Genomic DNA, 15,983 nt, shown 5'->3' on the forward strand with positions numbered 1-15,983 from the left:
CATTTAATTAAATATTTCTGCTTGAAAACAAATACAGAAATTCTTCAAATAGCACAAAATACACTTCGCATCGAGGCTGATGGACTTACGCGTCTTTCAACGCAATTAAACGAAGACTTTGCTATAGTAGTACACCGCATTTTATACTTAAACGGCCGTGTTATAGTTACAGGAATAGGTAAAAGCGCCATTATTGCTCAAAAAATAGTAGCTACCCTAAATTCTACCGGTACTCCATCCATTTTTATGCATGCCGCAGATGCCATTCACGGAGATCTGGGAATGATTCAGAAGAATGATTTGGTTATATGTATTTCTAAAAGTGGCAACACTCCTGAAATTAAAGTGCTGATTCCGCTTTTAAAACTTTCCGGCAATACTTTAGTAGGAATGGTGGGTGATATTAATTCCTTTCTGGCCAAACAGGCAGATTTTATTCTTGACACAACAATTGATTTAGAGGCTTGTCCGCATAATCTTGCTCCAACAACCAGTACAACCGCACAGTTGGCCATGGGCGACGCCCTTGCGGTTTGTCTTTTAGAAAGCAGAGAATTTACAAGTGCTGATTTTGCCAAATATCATCCCGGAGGATCTTTAGGAAAACGTTTGTATTTAAAAGTCGGGGATTTGGCCATACAAAATGAAAAACCACGCGTTTCTCGTGACACTCCGGTTCGTGAAGTTTTAATTGAGATAACAAAAAACAGACTTGGTGCGGTAGCGGTTATTGAAAATGAATATATTGCGGGAATAATTACTGATGGTGATATCCGGAGAATGATGGAAAATCATAGCAACATTGAAGGATTAAAGGCTCAGGATATAATGGCTTATTCACCCAAATTCATTTTAAAAGATGAGTTGGCTGTAACCGCTTTAGAAATTCTTAAAAGCAATAATATTTCGCAACTTTTAGTAATTAACGAGGATAAAAAATATACCGGCTTTATACATATTCATGATCTATTAAAAGAAGGGATCATTTAAAAACTGAATTGATGAATAAAAACAACTATGCCTTAATAATGGCTGGTGGAATTGGCAGCCGTTTTTGGCCAATCAGCCGGACAGCTTTTCCGAAACAATTTATTGACATCCTGGGTACAGGAAAAACTTTAATACAACATACTTACGATCGTTTTCTTAAAATTGTACCGAAAGAAAACATTTTTATTGTAACCAATGAATCCTACACAGATTTGGTTAAAGAGCAGTTGCCGGATCTTGAGGATCAGCAAATTTTAGGTGAGCCTATAATGCGTAATACTGCGCCATGCATTGCCTATGGATGTCATAAAATTAATCAGCTTAATCCAGATGCGTGTATTGTTGTAGCTCCTTCAGATCATCTGATTGTTGATACCGAAGGATTTGTTAAATATATTAATCAATCCCTGGATACTGCTGCAAACAACGATTGCTTAATCACTTTAGGAATTAAACCATCCCGGCCTGATACAGGCTACGGTTACATTCAATTTAATTCTTCAACGTTAAATGAAGATTTTTATAAAGTAAAAACCTTTACCGAAAAGCCTAACCTGGAACTTGCCAAAACTTTTGTTCAGAGCGGGGAGTTTTTATGGAACGCGGGAATTTTTGTCTGGTCTTCCAGAAACATCCTGAAAGCATTTACCAGTTATCTTCCTGAAATAAATGACATTTTTAAAGAGGGAGATTCTTTGTTTAACACTTCAAAGGAAAAGGAATTTATTCAATCTGCATATTATCAGTGTACCAATATTTCTATTGATTATGGTATTATGGAGAAGGCAGATAACGTATACGTTCTTCCCTCCGAATTTGGATGGTCTGATCTGGGTACCTGGGCCTCTGTTTATGAACTGGCAGAGAAAGATTATGTTGGAAATGCGGTGATACCATCTAAGAAAGTAATTATGTACGATTCTTCCAACTGCATGGTAAACATGCCCGAAGATAAACTGGTTATCATTCAGGGCCTGCATGATTTTATTGTGGTAGAAGATAATAACACCCTACTTATTTGCCCTCGTGATCAGGAACAAAACGTCAAAAAAGTAGTTGCTGATGTAAAACAGCATTTCGGACCGGAATTTATTTAAGGGTCATACGTTGTCGAATCGCTTCATAGATCAGAATCCCGGCAGAAACTGAAACATTGAGCGATTCGATTTCACCAAACATGGGTATTTTTGCAAGATGATCAGCAATGCGGATCAAATCGTTGGATATACCATCTTCTTCTGAACCCATAATAATTGCAGTAGGTCCGGTATAATCAGGCTGATAAAGAAATTCATTGGTTTTTTCTGTACAAGCAATTAATTGTAGGCCTGATTCCTGGAGAAATTTAGCTGTTTTCAACAAACTGTCATGACGGCAAACCGGAATTTTATATAATGCACCGGCCGAAGTTTTAATAGCATCCGGATTTATCTGGGCCGAACCTTTTGACGGTACTATGATGGCATGAACTCCGGCACATTCAGCCGTACGGGCAATTGCTCCCATATTTCTCACATCAGTAATACCGTCCAATATCAAAATTAAAGGTGTTTCTCCCCTTTCGAACACAGCCGGAATTACATTCTCGATCTTTTCGTAAACTATTGGTGATATAAATGCAATAACTCCCTGGTGGTTTTTAGTGGTTATACGATTTAGTTTTTCGACAGGAACCTGCTGAAAAGTTAAATCGTATTCTTTAATCAGAGCTCTTAACTCTAAAAATATCCCGCCAGTCAATCCCCTTTGTAAGTATAAGCTTTCAATTTCCTTGCCGCTCTTAACAGCTTCTATTACTGCCCTAATTCCAAATACCATTTGATTTGATTCACGCGGAGAAGAGTCTCTTTTAGCTTTAAAGGAGTTAGTGTTCATCTGTAATTTTTAATGAGCCGCCAAGTTAGCTATTATTTACATTTTCCATTAATTTAACTGTTATAGCCTTTCATGCAGAACAATTGTTAACATCTCAAAAAGTTATTAACACCTGCTTTAAGTTATTTTAAAGGCATAATTAAATTGTTACATACACGTTTTCCACATTGGGTGTGAATAAGAATAAACCTTAGGCCCATGAATATCAGTTAGTGTAAAATGCTAATTTTATTGGTTGTGAAGAACTTCAAAAATACGCATGTGATATTTGTTATATTTTTGTTGCTATGAGTTTAGAAAAAGATCAGGATTTTAGCCGAAGCACCAAACCCTCTTTTTCCACTGACAGAAGAAGCCGATTAAGCGGAATTCCAAGTGGATTAGGTAAATTACCTCCCCAGGCAGTTGATCTAGAAGAAGCAGTTTTAGGGGCTTTAATGCTTGAAAAAGATGCTTTATCTGCCGTTATTGATATTTTAAAGCCTGAAATTTTTTATAAAGACAGTCATCAGAAAATTTTTGAAGCTATTCATACATTATTTCAAAAATCTTCCCCTGTAGATATTTTAACAGTTACAGCTCAGCTTCGTCAGCAGGGTAATCTGGAAATGATTGGCGGGGCATATTATATTACCGAACTAACAAACCGTGTAGCTTCTGCAGCTAATATTGAATATCATGCACGTATAATCTCCCAAAAATTTATTCAGCGGGAGTTGATTCGTATTTCTACAGAAATTATAAGCAATGCTTATGAAGACACTACAGACATTTTTGATTTGCTGGACAATGCCGAAAAGAATCTTTTCGATATAGCTCAAAATAATTTGCGTAGGGACTCCAGAAAGATGGATGATATTATACGTGAATCATTAGATAATTTAGAGAAGATTAAAGACCGGGTTGATGGATTAACTGGTGTGGCATCCGGATTTACCGCCCTGGACAGAATGACGTCAGGCTGGCAGCCTTCAGATCTTATTATTATTGCTGCCCGTCCGGCAATGGGTAAAACAGCATTTGTATTAACCTGCGCCCGCAATGCTGCAGTACAATTTAATAAACCTGTGGTTGTTTTCTCATTAGAGATGTCGTCGGTGCAACTCGTTAATCGTTTGATTTCCGGAGAAACCGAAATTGAGCAGGAAAAAATCCGTAAAGGAAATTTAGCAGAGTGGGAATGGCAACAGCTACATTCCAAAATTGGAAAACTTACTGAAGCTCCACTTTTTATTGATGATACACCTGCATTAAATATATTTGAATTTAGGGCCAAATGCCGTCGTCTAAAAGCACAGTATGACATACAGATGGTCATTGTAGATTACTTACAGCTGATGCACGGAAAGGGCGAAGGAAAAGGTGGTAATCGTGAACAGGAGATCGGTAGTATTTCCAGAGCACTTAAATCAGTTGCAAAAGAGTTGAATGTTCCTGTAATTGCTCTTTCTCAGTTAAGTCGTGCGGTTGAAACCCGGCCGGGAGCTCAGAAAAAACCAATGCTCTCCGATTTAAGGGAGTCGGGATCAATAGAGCAGGACGCAGATATGGTATTGTTCTTATATCGCCCGGAATATTACGGATTGACGGAAGATGAGGAAGGACGGTCGACAATCGGGATTGGTGAAGTTATTATTGCCAAGCACCGAAACGGTGAAACAGGAACGGTTCCTTTACGATTTATTGGCAAATTTGTAAAATTTGCTGATTTGGAAGAGGATTTTTCAAGCCCTTCATCATTTAGTAATCCTGATCCTTTTGCCGGAATGGCCCCATCAAAAGATTTTGAAAAATCAAGTGAATTCATAATCAGACCATCAAGAATGGATGATATGGATGATGAACCTCCTTTTTAAAAAAAGGATTATAAAAATTAGTTTAGAATAAGATGCCTAATAAAACCCCTGCAAAAATCAAAGCAGGGGTTTTTATTTTGGTATAAAGGAGTAAAAAAAATGTTGCTGCAACAATACTAATTGACAGGAAATTTATGCCCATTGGCTGCAACAGCAACACAAAGGCTGCCACCATAAACCCAACTGACACTGCATTAATTCCTGAAAGAGAGTTTTTAATCCTGGTGATTTTTTTAAGATCATTCCAAAAAGGGACAATGAACAGGACTAGTATTATTCCCGGTAAATTAATTCCCAGAACTGCAACTATGCTTCCAAGTATTTGTCCCAAAGAACCATAACCGGAATTTTTCATAGTCATGGTACCAATGTAAGATGTAAAAGAAAAAGTGGGACCCGGTATCGCCTGTTGCAAGGCAAATCCTGCAATGAATTCTTTAGAAGTAATGTATTGCTTCATCTCCACAAATTCGGTAAACATAAATGGCACTAACACCTGCCCGCCTCCAAAAATCATAATCCCGTTACGGTAAAAATTCTCGAATAAACGGATAGGCAAACTAAAAGGCGATGTTCTGTTTATTAACGCTCCCAAAGCGGCAAATAGCAATAAGATTCCAATGAAATAGCTAATCTTCTGCGGATTGATTTTTGAAAATAATTTAAATCTTAACTCACTCTCTTCTAATGGAGTATCAATTGATGATGAAATAATTCCTCCAAGTAAAATTAGTATGGGAAATATATATGCATTAGACAATATGAGTGTGGCAATGACTGAAGCTACTGCAAGCCAAATTTTAATTTTAGAATTTAAAACCGTTTTCCCTAAACTGAATGCAGCATAGGCTACAATACCCACGGCCACTGGTTGAATGAATTTTAAAACAGAGTCAAATTTATCTTTTTGGCCCAGCATAGTATAACTTATGGCCGCAAAGCACATGATTGCGGCTGATGGGAAGATCCAGATTAAAAAAGTTATAAGCGCAATTGGTAAGCCTCCTACTTTGTATCCAACTCCAACAAGGGTTTGTGTGGAAGAAGGACCAGGTAAAATTTGAGTCAGGGCATTTAATTCTAAAAGTTCTTCTTTAGAAATATAATGCCGCTTTTGAACAAAACTACTAAGCATCATTCCGATATGAGCCTGTGCACCGCCAAAAGCTGTACATGTAAACCAAATCACATCTTTCAGGAATAGTAAATGACGTTTGTTCACGGTCTATTACTTAATCATCTTCGTAATCCAAACCTATAGCAGAATTGTAAATAGCCTGTAATTCAGAAAAGGCGTGCATATCTTTGGAATTTCTGGCTACTTTCATTCCATCCTGATACGTTTTTACAGCATCGTTCTTACGATCCAATGCTTCATATAATTTACCAAGATGATAATAGGTGCCAACGTAATCTGCATGATTTGTAATTAGATCTTCATAATATTCAAGCGCTTTTTCAAGCTCATTTGAGTTTAAATATTCCGTTGCAAGGGCATATTTTAAAAAAGGATCATTAGGTTCGTTCTGGAGAAAATCCAAAAGCTTCTGTAATCGGTTTCGGTGCATTTTAAATTTGGCTTTTTTAGTTAGATTTGCAAAAACAGAATTTATATGAAAATATTAGTTTGTGTCAGTAACGTTCCGGATACGACAACAAAAATAACTTTTACCAACGATAATACGCAATTTAACACTGCAGGTGTTCAGTACATCCTAAATCCGTATGATGAGATTGCTTTAGCCCGTGCTATAGAACTTTGTGAAGGTGGAAAAGGGAGTATTACCATTATCAATGTTGGAGAATCTTCAACAGAACCTACAATCCGAAAAGCTTTGGCTATTGGAGCTGATGATGCCGTAAGAATTAATGCTGCACCACGTGATGCGTATTTTGTGGCTTATCAAATTGCGCAATATGCTAAACAAAATGCATTCGACATTATTTTAACCGGTAGAGAATCTATTGATTACAATGGTTCTCAGGTTGCAGCAATGATTGGTGAATTTTTAGATATCCCATCTATTTCTATCATTAAAAAACTAGACTTAGAAGGTTCAAATGCTATTATTCAAAGAGAAATTGAAGGCGGTAAAGAAATTTTAACGGTTCAGTTACCTTTTGTAGCAAGTTGCGCAGAAGGTGTTGCTGAAGCTAAAATTCCAAATATGCGGGGTATTATGTCTGCCAGGACAAAACCATTGCAAGTTATAGATGCTCAGCAAATAGAACAGGTTTCAGAATTTAAAAAATATGAAACTCCTGCCCCACGCGGTGCTGTCACGATGGTGGATTCTGCAGAAGCGGAAAAGCTTATAAATTTATTACACACAGAAGCAAAAGTTATATAGTCACTTACAGAAGAAAGATCAAATATGTCAGTTTTAGTATATGTAGAGAATGCAGACGGCAAGTTCAAGAAATCAACTTATGAAGTAATTTCTTACGCCAAAACTGTAGCCGATCAATTAAATACACACTTAACCGCAATTTCTATAGGTGATGTTAGTCATGAAGATCTTGAAAGCTTAGGCAAATATGGTTCTGCTAAAGTTTTAAATGTTTCGGATGAGCAGTTAAAAACTTTTGTTAACCAAGCTTATGCATCTGTAATAGCCGAAGCGGCTTCAAAGGAAGGTGCTAAAGTTGTAGTATTAGCCAATTCATTTACCGGAAAAGGTTTGGCGCCACGTATTGCAGTTAAATTGCAGGCTGGTTTAGCAGACAGCGCTGTCGAATTACCTTCAACAGATGACGGTAAATTTATTGTAAAGAAAACAGCATTTTCAGGTAAAGCATTTGCATTTATTGAGTTAACATCTGATGTTAAAATAATCGCTTTAAATCCTAACTCATATAAAGTTGTAGAAAACGGATCTCCTGCAACGGTAGTAGATTTTGCTTCAGACTCAAATGAGTCTGATTTTAAAACCATGGTTAAAGAAATTGTGAGAGCTACCGATAAGGTTTCACTACCGGAGGCAGAATTAGTGGTTTCGGCAGGCCGTGGAATGAAAGGCCCGGAAAACTGGGCTATGATTGAAGAACTTGCCGACCTTTTAGGAGCTGCTACTGCCTGTTCAAAGCCGGTTTCTGATGCAGGATGGCGCCCTCATGAGGAACATGTCGGACAAACAGGAATTGCTGTAAGTCCTAATTTATATATTGCAATAGGTATATCCGGAGCCATCCAACATTTAGCAGGAGTTAGTTCATCAAAAACAATTGTTGTCATTAATAAGGATCCGGAAGCCCCGTTTTTTAAAGTTGCTGATTACGGAATTGTTGGAGATGCGTTTGAAATTGTTCCTAAATTAATTGAAGCAGTTAAGAGTTATAAGTCAAATTCTTAATAGCTAATTATGCCAATCATTTAAGCAATAGGAAATTCTTAACTTTATTAGAACAGACTATTGCTTATTTGCATTTGTAATCGTTTATAAATAAACCAGCTTAAAATTGAATACAACTGGTTCTTGTAGCTTTACCAGCAATAAAAATAACTAACGGGATGAAAAAAATTAAACTGGATATTGTTGGTTTATCATATAGTCAAACACAATCCGGGGCTTACGCCTTGGTTTTAGGAGAAGTAAGCGGACGAAGAAGATTACCAATAATCATTGGTGGTTTTGAAGCTCAGGCCATAGCTATCGAAATCGAGAAAATGACCCCTAGCCGTCCTTTAACACATGATTTATTTAAATCTTTTGCAGAAGCCTATCATGTAGTCATTCAGGAAGTGATTATTTACAACCTGGTAGATGGTATTTTTTACGCCAAGCTTTTATGTAATGATGGAAAAAAGACTGTGGAGATCGATGCCCGTACATCAGATGCTATAGCATTGGCGGTACGATTTGAATGTGCTATTTACACATACGAATTCATTTTGGCTACTGCAGGTATTGTTATCGAAGGAAACGATTTTGTATTTCTTGAGAATATCGAAGCGACTCCCGAAGAAAAAACAGGCTCTACTCCTGTTAACCTGGCATCATTAAGTGATGAAGAACTTAAAACTAAACTTCAGGAAGCCCTTACTGAAGAAGCTTACGAAAAAGCAGCTCGCATCAGAGACGAATTATCAAGAAGAAAATCCTCATGATAAATGTTCTTTTTATCAGAAATAACCGAAATATCTTTAATAAAAATTTTAATTCACATATTAAAGTTTAGTATTACCAATCTTATTTATAATTTTCACGCTTAATACAGAAGTACATTCGTTTTTATGGAAAGATTTACCGGTCTAATTGGCATTATACTGATTTTTGCTATTGCCTTCTTAATGTCAAATAACCGAAAAGCTATTAATTATCGTCTGGTCCTCACCGGATTAGCCATTCAAATTGTATTAGCCATATTCATTCTCAAAGTCCCTATTGGTAAAGAAATTTTTGGTTGGTTAGGTGCTGCGGTTACCAAGGTGCTCGATTTTTCCCAGGCGGGTGCTGCATTTGTTTTTGGAGCTTTGGTTAATAAAGGCTTTATGGATAAAGCATTTGGAGCAGGTAACGACTTTATTTTCTTTTTTAAAATTATACCAACAATTATTTTCGTTGCCGTTCTGGTTAGCGTAGCCTATTATTTGGGAATAATGCAGCGGATCGTAAAGTTCTTTGCATTAATAGTATATAAATTAATGGGCGTTTCAGGCTCAGAAGCTGTATCAAATGTTGCAAGTGCATTCGTAGGCCAGGTTGAAGCGCAAATCATGATCAAACCTTATTTAAAAGGGATGACGATGTCAGAGCTTCTTGCATCAATGACCGGTAGCATGGCATGTATAGCAGGCGGTGTTATGGCAGTTTATATTGCACTCGGTGTTCCAGCAGAATATTTGATAGCAGCCAGCATAATGGCGGCTCCGGGAGCTCTGGTTATATCTAAAATTGTGTGGCCAGAAACTGAGGTTTCTGAAACTAAGGGTAAAGTATCCCTTGAAATTAAAAAAACCAATGCCAACCTGGTGGATGCAATATCTCACGGAGCCAGCGACGGACTAAAAGTCGGTTTAAACGTTGTTGCCATGTTAATAGGATTTATTGCCATTATAGCATTATTGGATTATGTATTAGGCAAAATTGGCGCAGGTTTAGGCAACATTGGTTTATCTCTTGCATTTATAGGAATAGATATAAACACGCTTAGTTTAAATCAAATATTAGGTTCTTTATTTTCAGTATTTGCTTACGCGATGGGTGTTCCGGCAAAAGATATTCAGGTTGCCGGATCTTTAATGGGCACAAAAATGGTTATAAACGAATTTGTAGCCTACCTTGATCTGGCGAAAATCAAATCAACGTTAGATCATAAAACATTGTTAATTACCAGTTTCGCTTTGTGCGGATTTGCAAACTTTAGTTCTATCGCAATCCAGGTTGGTGGTATAGGCGAGCTTGCACCAGAACGCAGAACCGATCTTGCAAAACTTGGAGTTAGAGCCCTAATCTGCGGAACGCTGGCATCTTATTTATCAGCTACTATCGCCGGAATCCTACTTTAAAATAATGAAAAAAAATTACCGGGCAGAAACCGACTGCCTGAATTGCGGAGCAGTTGTGCAGGGAAATTACTGTAGTGTCTGTGGACAGCAAAATATAGAGGTAATTGAAAAATTCTGGCCTATGATTACCCATAGCATCGGCCACTATTTTCATTTCGATTCAAAACTCACTAATACCATTGGTCCTCTTCTTACCAAGCCGGGCTATCTAACTAATTATTATATTTCGGGTAAGCGTAATTCTTACCTGCATCCTATTCAAACTTATCTCTTTATTAGTATAGTTTTCTTCCTGCTTATGCCAATAGGTAATGATGTAAACATTAAGGATAAAAAATTAGCATCAAAAATTAAGGAGGAGCAAATTTCAGAAAAGAAACTCTTGGAATCAGCGGCGAAAGATGCAAATTCGGCAGGTATCACTATAGGCAAATCCACCGCGGGCAAAGAAAAGCACGTAATTTTCAATGGCTGGCAACTGGACCAGGATTCGACTATTGAGGCTTATGAAAAAAGACAAAATGCACTACCACCTTCAAAGCGGGATAACTTTTTTAGCCATTATGCCAATAAACAACTTTTAAAAATCACAGGCAAAGACAGCGAGAAATACGTTGATAAATTCATCCAGAATTTGCCAAAGCTGATGTTTATTCTCCTCCCCTTATTTGCGGTAATACTCAAACTGGTATTCTGGCGAAACAGGAAATATTACATCGAGCATTTTGTGTATTCGCTGCATTTACATTCTTTTTTGTTTATTCTTTTTATTATTCTCCTGATATTAGATTTTATAAGCCTCGGATTTATTTCCGGTGGAGTGATTACTTTAATTGCTATTCTGCTTATTATATGGTATGTGTACAGGTCATTAAGGGTAGTATATATTAATAGTCGATGGAGGATTATTGGAAAGATGCTCCTCCTCTCTCTGAGTTATATGACCGTTTTCTTCTTCTCCTTGTTAATGATTGTTTTTATACTCTTTTTTACAATTTAATTTACCTAACAAGTCTGATTAAGGTATTTGCCAATCTTTATGAAAATATTTATATACTAAAACGCCCTCATTCGCAATTGAATGAGGGCGTTTTGTTAGTATTGTTACTGGTTATTATCGTTTATCAATATCAACAAATTCGCGATAAACCTCTCCTACATAAACCTGACGAGGTCTTCCAATTGGTTCTTTGTTCTCACGCATTTCTTTCCATTGAGCTATCCATCCCGGAAGGCGACCCAAAGCAAATAAAACTGTAAACATATCGGTAGGAAAACCTAAAGCACGATAAATAATTCCAGAATAGAAATCGACATTAGGATACAATTTGCGTTCAACAAAATATGGATCATTTAATGCAGCTTCTTCAAGTTTTTTAGCAATATCTAAAATAGGGTCATCTATACCTAATTTATCTAAAACATCATCACATGCTTTTTTAATGATTTTTGCTCTGGGGTCGAAGTTTTTATAAACCCTATGACCAAAACCCATTAAGCGAAATCCATCATTCTTATCCTTTGCCTTATTAATCCACTTATCGGTATCGCCACCATCTTCCTTAATCTGCTCAAGCATTTCGATTACAGCCTGGTTTGCACCGCCGTGCAGCGGTCCCCACAGCGCAGAAATACCAGCCGAAATAGATGCATACAAATTACAGTCAGATGATCCTACCATTCTTACAGTAGATGTAGAACAATTTTGTTCATGATCTGCATGAAGAATCAATAAAACATTCATTGCAGAAACAACTACCGGATCAATTTCCACATCTTCAGTTCTTTGACCAAAGGTCATGTTCAGGAAGTTTGAAACATAATCCAAATTATTTCTTGGGTAAATTATAGGATGACCCAATGATTTTTTATAGATCCAGGATACAACCGTTGCCATTTTGGCAAGCAGCTTAATCATTGTTAAATTCTGTTCATCAGCGGTTTGCTTTGAATTTAAAGATTCAGGGTAAAATGAAGAAAGTGAACAGATTAATGAGGAAAGTTGTCCCATCGGATGGGATTTGGAAGGAAATCCATCAAAAAACTTTTTCATGTCCTCATGAACCAGCGTATGCCGGGATATGGTTGACTGAAATTCTTCGATTTGGCTTTTAGACGGCAAGTCACCGTATATAAGCAAATAAGCTACTTCGAGAAATGAAGATTTTTCTGCTAACTGTTCAATTGAATAGCCGCGATATTTCAATATTCCTTCTTCACCATCCAGAAAAGTGATTGCACTTTTAGTTGCTCCAGTATTTTTATAACCCGAATCAATAGTTATATAACCGGTTTGATCACGAAGTTTAGAAATATCTATCGCTTTTTCATTTTCAGTACCTGTAATAACAGGAAGGTCGTATGTATTATCGCCTAATTTTAAGGTTGCTGCTTCTGACATATTTAATGCGTTATGAAACAAAATTAGTTAAATCTGTCTCTTTTGGAACTAATATTTCATAATGCTTTTGCAATTTTTCTATAAGGCAAAAAAGCATGAAATTTTAATTCAATGAATTTGGAATAATAGCTTTAAAAATTTCTATATAAAAGACTGTTAATCTACAGTCGCATAGGTAGCTACAAATAATTTAAACATTTTTAAACCGTGCTAATAATTTTAAAACTGTTTATTTTACGTATCTACTGCTTTCAGTTTAAAACAAAAAATCAAATTATTTCTTTTTAAATTCTTCCTTAACTTCTCCGCAGTTCATCATTTCATCTCCAAAATATGGATTTCTGATTTCACTGTTTGATGCCAACCATGAGCCTCCATTACCAGAATTAGCCATCGGACAATATTGAACATATAGTGTTCCGCTCTCAATTTCAGAATTCTTCATTAATGCGATAATGTCAGCACTAAGAACAGTAAAATCTGAACGTTGTGATTTTAAGTCTGAAGAAGCCGATATTTTTCCTGCCAATTCAGAAGTTGTTTCGCACCCTTTGATTTTCAATAAAGCATCAGACAACTTGGCAGAAGCAGTTTGCGCCTCTGAACTTTTTGCAGATACGAGTGCATTCTTTAAATCAATATAGTTTGAATACACAGAATTTACATCAGAATCTTTTAAAACTGCTTTTTGAGGAACGGCTTCAATTGAATCGGGTGTAGAAGAATCGTTTTGACTGCTAGAGTTTGACTGTGTACAGGCTGAGATTAAAGCTCCAAAAGAGCATACAGCAAACATTATTTTTATAGATTTCATATTATTTTTTGGTGTAAATATCGCTTTTTGAGTCTTAAATTTTAAATAAAAAAAAATCCCGCCTAAGCGGGATTTTTTAAAACTGATTTTAAAATTATTTATTCAAATTAAAACCATAAGCCAGTCTTAAAGCAACCTGACCTAAATTACTTCCGCTTCTTGGGAAATTGATATTGTCTTTTGCAAGTCCTTCATAGCGTAAACCAATGTCAAGACCTGTGTTTGTACCAACACCAATGCCTGGAGCATAAACTAATGCAGTTCCCTGACCTTTATCAGTTCCGAAAGCAGCACCAACTTCTCCTGAAATATAGAAACGACTTACAGGAAAAATTTTGATTCCAGCTTTAACCGGGATCCATCCCTGGCTATCGTATCCTAATGCAGATTTTGATTCATCTTTCACAGAAAAGTTAGTATAACCTGCAGATAATGTACCTGAGATATTGCTAAAGAAATCTTTCTGCAAACGAAGGTCTCCGCCTAAAGCGATATTGTAATCGTCGTTGGTAGGAATACCGGCACTAACACCAACACCTAAACGAAGGGCTTTCGAATCGCCATCATTTGTTTGTGCACTTGCGTTCATTCCTATAAATAATGCCACCGCAGCTACTGCAGAAGCAACAAATTTTGTAGATTTTTTCATGATCATTCTTTTTGTTTGAATTTTAAATTAATTCAAGACCCATTAAACAAGGTTTGTGCCAAAAGAATGGATATATTGATAATATATACCACGAAAGGTATGATAAAATTTAGCAGGAAGTATTGTTAACTGATTATTAGACCAATACTATCATTATTTTTTTATTTGCAGATAGAGTTCAATTTTCAGGTTTTTCCCTATCGCAGGCCCTTTTGTCTGAGTTTGGATGTTAATAGAACGAATGATGCCTACATTATGCTGGTTTTGAACTCTGCGAATAAATTTTACTATAGAATAGTAGTCTCCTTCAAAATCAATTTTTTGAACGAGAAAATTTTCAGTGCTGTAAAAAGGGTCTAAAGGGGCAATTTCTAAAAGCTTTAAATTCTCTGCTTCAGCAATTGAAGCAACCTCGCCAATAGATTTGCTTCTAAAAATCAGGGAGTCTACAGAATATTTTTCCAGAACCTTATCCAGATTTCTACTTTTTCTTAATAAAAAATCCTGCGGCAATGATTCCAATGAATTATTTTTTAGGGTATTTTTTAATTGCTCATTTGTTTGATAAGCCACAATTGTATTTTTAATTCCAAACTGATAAAATAAAAAGGTTAGAACAACAGCCCCAATAACTAAAAGAATATCTCCCCTATTTTTTAATTCCTTCATAATAATGCTAGTACTTAATCATTAAAATAAACTTGCCTTTATTTATTTCCTGATCTATGATATAACTTTGAAGCTGAACATTTTTAACCCATTCGTATTCACTGATATCTGCAATCCAGTTATTTACCGGAACTATTTTATCTGAAAAACCTGACAAAATAATAGTTCTGTCCAGTAATTTTATAGAGCCTGAATTTCTGCTTTGTAAAAGATCAACAGGATTAATTTCTAAAGAATTCCATGAAATTTGTTCGGGAAGATTCATTGCCAGCTGATCAATAAAATAGGCTTTGTCCAAATCGTCATCCCACCCTAACAGTTTAAGATCATTTTCTTTAGTTTCAACAGATTTCTGAATGGTTTTTGTATCCAGGTTGCCATTTGATATTTGACCCAATTTTGATGAAATAGCCTGATTGGAGGAATTAAGAGACCAAAAGATCAGAAAATTTACAAGCAGAATAATGAAGAAGAATATCAACATTCCCACAGCCAGGAATTTTGTTCGTTTATTAGCGGTAATGCTGCGAAGCTGATCTTCAAGATACATTACATGGGCTTCAATGCTTTCTGAGAATCCAGCAAAAACTGCCTGGAAAGCTGCACTGTAGCTAATTAATAGTTTCTCGTCAATCGGTTCATTTTCCAGCTTCACCGGAAACGGTGACTTTTTATACTCATCATAAGTATAGGTTTCCCATTCGTTTTGAATGTTCAGACCTATGACATGTCCATCAAAAATTATTGAATTGTCATATGTGTTTATTTGGGGAAGAATACTATTTACAGGGAATGGACCTAAACTTAACATTACAGGTATAAAGCCCATATTTTTAATTGAGCTTAACCATTTTTCTGCTTCGGTTTTCCGGATTACAGATACAAATGAGTGTTTGCCTGAAATAAAATTCTGAATATAAAAGTCGTTGAAAACTGCATTGGGTAAAATTGATTCGAAATTAGATGAGTTTATTTCATCAATTCTATCAATTCTTTTATGCAAAATCCCCTTGCCTGTCAGATTAACAGAGAGATAATCTTTTGAAATAAATTCATTATTAAATTCTTCTAAAGTGTTTAAGTCTAAAGCCTTTTTCTCGAAATCAAGTTGGTTTTTTGAAGTATGAATTTTACAGGCCTGAATAGTTGTTGAATTATCAGAGTTAATTTTAATACTTATACCAATAACTGTATTTAATCTTAAATACTGTTTTAACATA

General features: G+C 36.1%; 16 protein-coding genes. 8 read left to right on the forward strand and 8 right to left on the reverse strand.

The features are described 5' to 3' along the window. Positions 1-21 precede the first annotated feature (21 nt). Together G521_RS0110085 and G521_RS0110090 are read left to right on the forward strand one after the other, a co-directional pair. Positions 22-990 carry a KpsF/GutQ family sugar-phosphate isomerase gene (locus G521_RS0110085; RefSeq protein ID WP_026898430.1) on the forward strand — a complete coding sequence of 323 codons (969 nt, stop codon included), beginning with the start codon at positions 22-24 and terminating at the stop codon, positions 988-990. Between the two features lie 11 nt (positions 991-1,001). Beyond that, positions 1,002-2,087: a mannose-1-phosphate guanylyltransferase gene (locus tag G521_RS0110090; RefSeq protein WP_026898431.1), complete on the forward strand. Its 1,086-nt coding sequence runs from the start codon at positions 1,002-1,004 to the stop codon at positions 2,085-2,087. On the opposite strand, the gene rlmB is transcribed toward G521_RS0110090, so the two are convergent. After that, positions 2,080-2,865 (reverse strand): 23S rRNA (guanosine(2251)-2'-O)-methyltransferase RlmB, encoded by a 786-nt coding sequence (gene rlmB / locus G521_RS0110095; protein ID WP_026898432.1) that lies wholly within the window; start codon positions 2,863-2,865, stop codon positions 2,080-2,082. The two genes, G521_RS0110090 and rlmB, sit on opposite strands and share 8 nt — an antisense overlap. 287 nt (positions 2,866-3,152) lie before the next feature. On the opposite strand from rlmB, the gene dnaB reads away from it, so the two are divergent. Next, positions 3,153-4,721, forward strand: a complete 1,569-nt coding sequence (dnaB, locus tag G521_RS0110100) for a replicative DNA helicase (RefSeq protein ID WP_026898433.1) — start codon at positions 3,153-3,155, stop codon at positions 4,719-4,721. 22 nt (positions 4,722-4,743) lie between these two features. Here dnaB and chrA read toward each other — a convergent pair whose 3' ends face one another. Then, entirely contained in the window at positions 4,744-5,943 is a 1,200-nt protein-coding gene (chrA, locus tag G521_RS0110105) for a chromate efflux transporter (RefSeq protein ID WP_026898434.1), read from the reverse strand. A gap of 10 nt (positions 5,944-5,953) precedes the next feature. Beyond that, positions 5,954-6,289: a heme biosynthesis protein HemY gene (locus tag G521_RS0110110; RefSeq protein WP_026898435.1), complete on the reverse strand. Its 336-nt coding sequence runs from the start codon at positions 6,287-6,289 to the stop codon at positions 5,954-5,956. Positions 6,290-6,334: 45 nt separating this feature from the next. Between G521_RS0110110 and G521_RS0110115 the strand changes: the two genes are divergently transcribed. The 5 genes from G521_RS0110115 to G521_RS0110135 all read left to right on the forward strand — a co-directional run bounded on the left by G521_RS0110115 (position 6,335) and on the right by G521_RS0110135 (position 11,230). After that, positions 6,335-7,072, forward strand: coding sequence for an electron transfer flavoprotein subunit beta/FixA family protein (locus tag G521_RS0110115; protein WP_026898436.1), 738 nt, complete (start codon positions 6,335-6,337; stop codon positions 7,070-7,072). 24 nt (positions 7,073-7,096) lie between these two features. Then, complete coding sequence (locus G521_RS0110120; protein WP_026898437.1) at positions 7,097-8,074, forward strand: electron transfer flavoprotein subunit alpha/FixB family protein; 978 nt, start codon at positions 7,097-7,099, stop codon at positions 8,072-8,074. Between the two features lie 158 nt (positions 8,075-8,232). Then, on the forward strand, positions 8,233-8,829 hold the full coding sequence (locus G521_RS0110125) for a bifunctional nuclease family protein (RefSeq protein ID WP_026898438.1): 597 nt from the start codon (positions 8,233-8,235) through the stop codon (positions 8,827-8,829). Between the two features lie 126 nt (positions 8,830-8,955). After that, entirely contained in the window at positions 8,956-10,230 is a 1,275-nt protein-coding gene (locus G521_RS0110130; protein WP_026898439.1) for a NupC/NupG family nucleoside CNT transporter, read from the forward strand. A gap of 4 nt (positions 10,231-10,234) precedes the next feature. After that, a complete protein-coding gene (locus G521_RS0110135; RefSeq protein WP_026898440.1) occupies positions 10,235-11,230 on the forward strand; it encodes a DUF3667 domain-containing protein in 996 nt (331 codons plus the stop codon). 114 nt (positions 11,231-11,344) lie between these two features. On the opposite strand, the gene G521_RS0110140 is transcribed toward G521_RS0110135, so the two are convergent. From G521_RS0110140 to G521_RS0110160, 5 genes are all read right to left on the reverse strand, one after another. Further along, on the reverse strand, positions 11,345-12,631 hold the full coding sequence (locus tag G521_RS0110140) for a citrate synthase (RefSeq protein WP_026898441.1): 1,287 nt from the start codon (positions 12,629-12,631) through the stop codon (positions 11,345-11,347). Between the two features lie 274 nt (positions 12,632-12,905). Then, positions 12,906-13,445 carry a DUF3347 domain-containing protein gene (locus G521_RS0110145; protein ID WP_026898442.1) on the reverse strand — a complete coding sequence of 180 codons (540 nt, stop codon included), beginning with the start codon at positions 13,443-13,445 and terminating at the stop codon, positions 12,906-12,908. Positions 13,446-13,539: 94 nt separating this feature from the next. Further along, complete coding sequence (locus G521_RS0110150; protein WP_036679005.1) at positions 13,540-14,094, reverse strand: hypothetical protein; 555 nt, start codon at positions 14,092-14,094, stop codon at positions 13,540-13,542. A gap of 153 nt (positions 14,095-14,247) precedes the next feature. Then, entirely contained in the window at positions 14,248-14,763 is a 516-nt protein-coding gene (locus tag G521_RS0110155) for a hypothetical protein (protein WP_026898444.1), read from the reverse strand. A 7-nt stretch (positions 14,764-14,770) separates the two neighbouring features. Next, on the reverse strand, positions 14,771-15,982 hold the full coding sequence (locus tag G521_RS0110160) for a hypothetical protein (RefSeq protein ID WP_026898445.1): 1,212 nt from the start codon (positions 15,980-15,982) through the stop codon (positions 14,771-14,773). Between the last annotated feature and the right edge of the window lies 1 nt (position 15,983).

Source organism: Daejeonella oryzae DSM 19973 (genome assembly GCF_000422945.1).
In the GTDB taxonomy this organism is placed as follows: Bacteria; Bacteroidota; Bacteroidia; order Sphingobacteriales; family Sphingobacteriaceae; genus Daejeonella; species Daejeonella oryzae.

Coding starts and splice junctions, on each gene's coding strand:
- dnaB (WP_026898433.1), top strand. CDS start 3,153: ATGAGTTTAGAAAAAGATCAGGATTTTAGCCGAAGCACCAAACCCTCT.
- G521_RS0110120 (WP_026898437.1), top strand. CDS start 7,097: ATGTCAGTTTTAGTATATGTAGAGAATGCAGACGGCAAGTTCAAGAAA.
- G521_RS0110155 (WP_026898444.1), bottom strand. CDS start 14,763: ATGAAGGAATTAAAAAATAGGGGAGATATTCTTTTAGTTATTGGGGCT.
- G521_RS0110140 (WP_026898441.1), bottom strand. CDS start 12,631: ATGTCAGAAGCAGCAACCTTAAAATTAGGCGATAATACATACGACCTT.
- G521_RS0110115 (WP_026898436.1), top strand. CDS start 6,335: ATGAAAATATTAGTTTGTGTCAGTAACGTTCCGGATACGACAACAAAA.
- G521_RS0110150 (WP_036679005.1), bottom strand. CDS start 14,094: ATGAAAAAATCTACAAAATTTGTTGCTTCTGCAGTAGCTGCGGTGGCA.
- G521_RS0110135 (WP_026898440.1), top strand. CDS start 10,235: ATGAAAAAAAATTACCGGGCAGAAACCGACTGCCTGAATTGCGGAGCA.
- G521_RS0110090 (WP_026898431.1), top strand. CDS start 1,002: ATGAATAAAAACAACTATGCCTTAATAATGGCTGGTGGAATTGGCAGC.
- G521_RS0110125 (WP_026898438.1), top strand. CDS start 8,233: ATGAAAAAAATTAAACTGGATATTGTTGGTTTATCATATAGTCAAACA.
- G521_RS0110145 (WP_026898442.1), bottom strand. CDS start 13,445: ATGAAATCTATAAAAATAATGTTTGCTGTATGCTCTTTTGGAGCTTTA.
- G521_RS0110130 (WP_026898439.1), top strand. CDS start 8,956: ATGGAAAGATTTACCGGTCTAATTGGCATTATACTGATTTTTGCTATT.
- G521_RS0110160 (WP_026898445.1), bottom strand. CDS start 15,982: ATGTTAAAACAGTATTTAAGATTAAATACAGTTATTGGTATAAGTATT.
- rlmB (WP_026898432.1), bottom strand. CDS start 2,865: ATGAACACTAACTCCTTTAAAGCTAAAAGAGACTCTTCTCCGCGTGAA.
- G521_RS0110110 (WP_026898435.1), bottom strand. CDS start 6,289: ATGCACCGAAACCGATTACAGAAGCTTTTGGATTTTCTCCAGAACGAA.